Raw genomic sequence first — 3,723 nt, forward strand, 5'->3', positions numbered from 1 at the left:
CTGGCTAGAGCGTGACCCGCTCCACCCAGGTCTCGAGATGCTCGCCATCGAGATCCACCACGCGCAGGCCGGGGCGCGCCGCCTCATCCACGGCGAAATCATGGCTGAGCGGAGCGAACTGATCGGAGGTGGAGGGAACGCCATAGACGGCCACACTGCCCTGCCCACACGGCATGAGTTGCGTGAAGGCCTGATGGATATGCCCACACAGTACGGCCCGCACCTGCGGGTACGGGCGCAACGTTTCCCACAGCGCATCGCGGTCGGCAAGGCCCAGCGCATCCATCCAGTCCGAGCCGATCGGCAGCGGATGATGATGCATGGCCAGCAGGATCGGACGTGGGTCCAGCTCGACGGACAGCGCCAGTGACTGCGCAAGCTCGCTCAATTGCTCCTCGCCAAGCTCCCCCCCGGCCTGCCCGGTGACGCGCGAATCCAGACACAGCAGTCGCCAGTCGCCCAGATCCAGCTCGTGATGGAAGGGACGCAGCTCCTGCATGAATTCAGGATGATCGTGGTTGCCCGCGAACCAGAACCAGGGGCAGCCCAGGCCATCGAACAGCTCTGCCGCCATGCGATAGGAGGCAGGGCTCTCATCCTGGCTGACATCACCGGTCACCAGCAGGATATCGGGGCGCAGGCGCGAGGCATGCGCCATCACCGCCTCCAGCTGACGCCAGGGGAAGCCCAGCCGTGAACGCGCATCAGGGTCGGCGCGCAGATGGCAATCACTTATCTGAATCAGTCGCATCGGTCTCTCGAGCAGCAGGGAAATGAACAGAACCGCGACGGCCGGGCCATCGCGGTTCTGTCAATCAAGACGGGAAATCCATCGGGTGTCAGCGCCTGTGCGCCATGCCAGCCCCAAACGTCACGGCAACTCCGGCACATCCGCCTGCTCGAAGGCGCGGGCATGGGTCAGCCATTCGCCGAGAAAGCGATTGAGCTGAAGCTTTTCGTCCGGCTGGTGCATGCGCGGATTCGGGTAACGATTGCGCCCTGAGAAGTGACGCTGGCGCTGAAAGTCGGTGACCTCCGCCATGCGCACGTCGTGGTACAGATGCACGCTCATGCGCGGCGAATCGATGATGTGGTCCAGCACGCCGGTCTGGGCGACCGTGACCATGGTGGTATAGGGCGCGCATTCGACCACCTCGAGCAGCAGCGTGCCGAAGTGGCCCTGATTGCCCGCCAGCGGGAAGGCGAAGCTGTCACCGGCCTCGGCCTTGCCGAGGATGCGCGTGAGGCGCAGATAATTGGACCCGCACTCGGCATGGAGTGCTTTTAGGTCAGCCACATAGGCTTTCTTGACCTGCATGGGCGATCTCCTTGCGAATCTCAGAACATTGGCATGTTGTCTGTCAAAGCACGCCCGCTATCGTGCGTGGCAAGATGCGGGCGACGTGTGATAAATCAAGCGCTGCGCCAGCGCTCAGGCTGTCGGCGATAAGCTCTCGGCTATCGACTCTCGAGTCCAGCTCTCGGGACTGAAGCTGAGACGAAAACCGAGACTGATACGGACACTGGCGCAGACAGTGATCATTGCTGGCTGCCGGTTTTCAGCAAGCCTCTAGAATAGCAGCTCTGACGCGCAGGTTGAGGAAGCCTGCGTGAGACACGGGGGATTGCCAAGCTTCGCCTTCACTGCCTCAGGCATGCATGACGCGCAACGAGGCACGCTCACGCAGCAGCCATTGCATGGCCATGATGGCCATCGCGTTGCCCAACCGCCCTTGTTCCAGCAGCGTGAGGGCCGCCTGGAAATCGAGCACATGCACACGGATGTCTTCATTCTCCTCGGCCAGACCATGCACGCCACCCAGCCCACTGCTGTCACACAGACCGATGAACAGCGTGACCTCCTCGGTACAGGCGCCGGGGCTCGGATAGTAGCGGTACAGTTCGATCAGGTCGGTCAGCTCACACCCGGCCTCCTCGATCGCCTCACGGCGCGCGACCTCATGGGCCTGTTCGTCCTTGTCCACCAGCCCTGCAATCGGCTCCAGGCTCCAGGGCGTGCGTGCGTCTTCCAGCATGCCGGCACGAATCTGTTCGACGAAGACCACACGGTCGTTGACCGGGTCGTAGGGCAATACGCCTACCGCATCGTGACGGACATGCACCTCGCGATGGATCACATCGCTCCAGCCACCGTTGAAACGCTGGTGGCGGAATTCGCGCTGCTCGAGGCGAAAGAAGCCGTCCTGCAACACCCTGGCCTCGACCAGTTCGACATCATCATGTGCGAAGGCCTGTTGCCCTGCGACGTGCTCTTGTTGCTCGCTCATGCATCCTCCTTGGCTGAGCAGGCATTATCCTGTCCTGCCGCGAGACTGGCCAGCCCGTCACCTGCAAACTTGCATGCCGCGCCGTACCGAGTCAGTCATCAGCGCCATTCAAGGCGCAATCTGAAGGCACCTGGACGACTTCTCATCCACAGAGCGATAAACGACACGGCCCGAGCGGGATCTCCGCTCGGGCCGTGGGGCTCAAGGACTCAGTCATTCAGGGAATCGGGAATTCATTCGAGGCTGTTAGAACAGCGCCTGACGCCAGCGCTGCCGTTCACTTGCGGGGCTCACTGATGGTCGCTCCAGCCAGTCTCCGCCTCCAACAGCCATGCAAGTGATACGGATGCCAGAGACTCACTGCAGGCGCTTGATCAGCGCGGCGATCTCTTTCTGCAATTCCTGATCGGCCAGCTCACGGTTGGGACGCGGCGGCCCGTCCTGTGCGAGACGCGCATGCTTGAGCGCTTCCTCATCACGGCCTTCGGAGGCCAGATAATCGGCGTAATAATAATTGGTATCCATGCCCGTCGGGTTGACCTCAAGCCCCTTGCGCAGCACTTCTCCCGCCTTCTCATCATCCCCGAAGCCCACCGGCCAGCCGGGCGCCTTGTCATAGAGCGCGCCAAGCGTCACATAGGCAGAGGCGTTGTCGCCCTCGGGGTCGAGCGTGATCGCCTTCTCGAGCGTGGCCTTGGCTTCCTTGGCCAGATCCAGTGCTCCAAGGCCACCGCGCGCCTTGGCCCATGAAGCCAGAATGATGCCTTCCCAGGTCAGCACATGGGCATTGTCCGGATACTGATCCGCCAGCGCGCGTACCTCCTTGCCCAGGGCCTCCATGCCCTTTTCCTGAGCATCACCGGAGACCTGATAATTGATCTGCGCCCAGCGCTTGGAGAGCGGGAAGACGTCATCATCGCCCGGGGCAGCATGGACTCCGGTCATGCCGGCCAGCGTGATGCCCAGCGCCATGCCCCCGGAGAGCAATACGCGACAGCAACGGGATATGACACGGCAAGACGGGTGTGAAGATGGCAGCATGGGCATGGACAGCTCCCTGATTTTCGTTATTGTTGGCAGATTCGGCATGGGTGACGCGCAAGTGCTCCGGCGAGCACACACTGACTGTAACGAACGTTTGAATCGGCCGCCAATCACCCTTGGTCGCAGGTCTCAACGCTAGCGAACATCGCACACGACGCCTTGAGCCTTACCCACAGAACCAGCGGAGCAGACCATGCAAGGTCGCAACATGACACGCTGGCGCGACCCCAAGACGGACCCGCGCCAGGAAAAGAAGAGCAACGTGATTACCCCGCAGGGCCTCGCGAAGATGAAGGGCTTGGCCGACCACCTGAGGCGTGTGAGGCGCCCAGAGCTTTCGCGCAAGACGGGCGAGGCCGCCGCCATGGGGGATCGCAGCGAGAATGCGGAT

Annotated in this window: 4 protein-coding genes and 1 pseudogene; 1 reads left to right on the forward strand and 4 read right to left on the reverse strand. The window is 62.2% G+C overall.

The window, feature by feature from the left end:
- Window positions 1-4: 4 nt before the first annotated feature.
- The 4 genes from AC4FAH_RS13810 to AC4FAH_RS13825 all read right to left on the reverse strand — a co-directional run bounded on the left by AC4FAH_RS13810 (window position 5) and on the right by AC4FAH_RS13825 (window position 3,329).
- Complete coding sequence (locus tag AC4FAH_RS13810; protein WP_192838500.1) at window positions 5-751, reverse strand: metallophosphoesterase; 747 nt, start codon at window positions 749-751, stop codon at window positions 5-7.
- A gap of 120 nt (window positions 752-871) precedes the next feature.
- Entirely contained in the window at window positions 872-1,318 is a 447-nt protein-coding gene (locus AC4FAH_RS13815; RefSeq protein ID WP_286987368.1) for a DUF1249 domain-containing protein, read from the reverse strand.
- 331 nt (window positions 1,319-1,649) lie between these two features.
- Window positions 1,650-2,288, reverse strand: a complete 639-nt coding sequence (locus tag AC4FAH_RS13820; RefSeq protein WP_043337028.1) for an NUDIX domain-containing protein — start codon at window positions 2,286-2,288, stop codon at window positions 1,650-1,652.
- A gap of 357 nt (window positions 2,289-2,645) precedes the next feature.
- Window positions 2,646-3,329, reverse strand: a complete 684-nt coding sequence (locus tag AC4FAH_RS13825) for a tetratricopeptide repeat protein (protein ID WP_153635341.1) — start codon at window positions 3,327-3,329, stop codon at window positions 2,646-2,648.
- A 196-nt stretch (window positions 3,330-3,525) separates the two neighbouring features.
- Here AC4FAH_RS13825 and AC4FAH_RS13830 point away from each other — a divergent pair.
- Window positions 3,526-3,723, forward strand: a pseudogene (locus AC4FAH_RS13830) (transcription elongation factor GreB); the annotation flags it as partial.

It is taken from the genome of Cobetia sp. (assembly GCF_983723665.1).

Excerpts from the sequence above, each read along its gene's own strand:
- AC4FAH_RS13810 (WP_192838500.1), bottom strand. The coding sequence starts at position 751 with ATGCGACTGATTCAGATAAGTGATTGCCATCTGCGCGCCGACCCTGAT.
- AC4FAH_RS13815 (WP_286987368.1), bottom strand. The coding sequence starts at position 1,318 with ATGCAGGTCAAGAAAGCCTATGTGGCTGACCTAAAAGCACTCCATGCC.
- AC4FAH_RS13820 (WP_043337028.1), bottom strand. The coding sequence starts at position 2,288 with ATGAGCGAGCAACAAGAGCACGTCGCAGGGCAACAGGCCTTCGCACAT.
- AC4FAH_RS13825 (WP_153635341.1), bottom strand. The coding sequence starts at position 3,329 with ATGCTGCCATCTTCACACCCGTCTTGCCGTGTCATATCCCGTTGCTGT.